Below are 1,542 nucleotides of genomic sequence, written 5' to 3'. Positions count from 1 at the left end.
TGACCTGCCCCCCGAAAACTGGTTCAGATTTTGTGAGAGGGATCTGGCATAATCTGAGGCCAAAAGCGGGAGGTGGGTATGAGTCGAAAGCAGTTCACTGCGGAGAAGATTATCGGGATGCTGCGTGAAGCGGAGGTTGCGTTAGCGCAGGGGATGAAGGTGGGCGAGATCTGCCGCCAGCTTGGGGTATCGGAGCAAAGCTACTATCGATGGCGCAGAGAGTACGGGGGATTGAAGGTCAGCCAAGCCAAGCGCATGAAGGAATTGGAGCGGGAGAACAGCCGTTTGAAGAAGGCGGTGGCGGATTTGACGCTGGATAAGCTGGTGCTGCGGGAGGCTTTGGAGGGAAACTACTAAGCCCCTTGAGGCGTCGGCGCTGCGTGGAGCACCTCAGGGGCAAGTTTGGCATATCCGAGCGGCGAGTGTGCGGGATTATAGGGCAGCCGCGATCCAGTCAACGCTATGTGATCCAGCTGAAGGGGGATGAAGAGCGGCTATGCGCCGAGATCGTGCAATTGGCCAGCCAGTATGGCCGGTATGGGTACCGTCGCATCACGGTGCGGTTGCAAAATGACGGTTGGCGGGTGAACCACAAGCGTGTGGAGCGTATCTGGCGCCAAGAGGGGCTGAAGGTGCCCAAACGGCAGCCCAAGCGGGGGCGGCTGTGGCTAAACGACGGGTCGTGCGTACGGCTGCGGCCTACGCACCGCAATCATGTGTGGTCCTATGATTTTGTCAGCGAGCGTACCCACGATGGGCGTCCGCTGAAGATCCTGACGCTGATCGACGAGTACAGCCGGGAATGCCTGGCGTTGCTGGTTGAACGCAATATCAGCAGTGATGATGTGCTCTATTGTCTGGCGGATATGTTCATCCAGCACGGCATACCGGATCATATCCGGTCCGATAACGGACCCGAGTTTACGGCCAAGGCCGTGCGGCAGTGGCTTACACATATTGGGGTGAAGACGCTCTTCATCGAGCCTGGTAGCCCTTGGGAGAATGGGTACAATGAGAGCTTTAACGGGAAATTTAGAGATGAGCTACTGAACAGGGAATTGTTCTTTACGCTGAAGGAGGCCAAGATCATGATCGAGAACTGGCGGCGGGAATACAATACGATCCGCCCCCATAGCAGCCTCAACAACCGGCCACCGGCACCGGAGGCTATTTTGCCTCCACTCCTGCATCAGCCTTGGCTGATCAGGCCAACTCCAGAAATGGTGACCTTCTCCCCGGAAACTGGTCCAGCGAACAAGTTAGTTTTCTGGCATAATAGCATCCTGTTGGAGGAGGGTTATGGCATGAAGAAGAAGTTCACGGAGGAGCGGATCGCCTATGCGCTGAAGCAGGCCGAGATGGGGACGCCGGTGGTCGAGGTGATCCGGAAGATGGGGATCACGGAGCAGACCTATTACCGTTGGGGGAAGAAGTACGGAGGTCTGGGGCTGAGCGAAGTGCGGCGCCTTAAGCAGTTGGAGGAGGAGAACCGGAAGCTCAAGCAGATGGTGGCGGACCTGAGTCTGGACAAGCACATGCTGC

The 1,542-nt window shown here is 57.2% G+C and carries 1 protein-coding gene and 1 pseudogene; both read left to right on the top strand.

All coding sequences use genetic code 11. The features are described 5' to 3' along the window. Positions 1 to 78: 78 nt before the first annotated feature. Positions 79 to 1,181, top strand: a pseudogene (locus tag AC11W3_RS11465) (IS3 family transposase); the annotation flags it as partial. A 123-nt stretch (positions 1,182 to 1,304) separates the two neighbouring features. Further along, positions 1,305 to 1,542, top strand: a 238-nt coding sequence (locus AC11W3_RS11460; RefSeq protein ID WP_484093043.1) for a transposase, incomplete at its 3' end; no start/stop codon positions are given.

It is taken from the genome of Geomonas sp. (assembly GCF_056994735.1).
The sequence above is the reverse complement of the archived record's forward strand: the minus strand, read 5'-3'. Positions and strand labels throughout refer to the sequence as shown.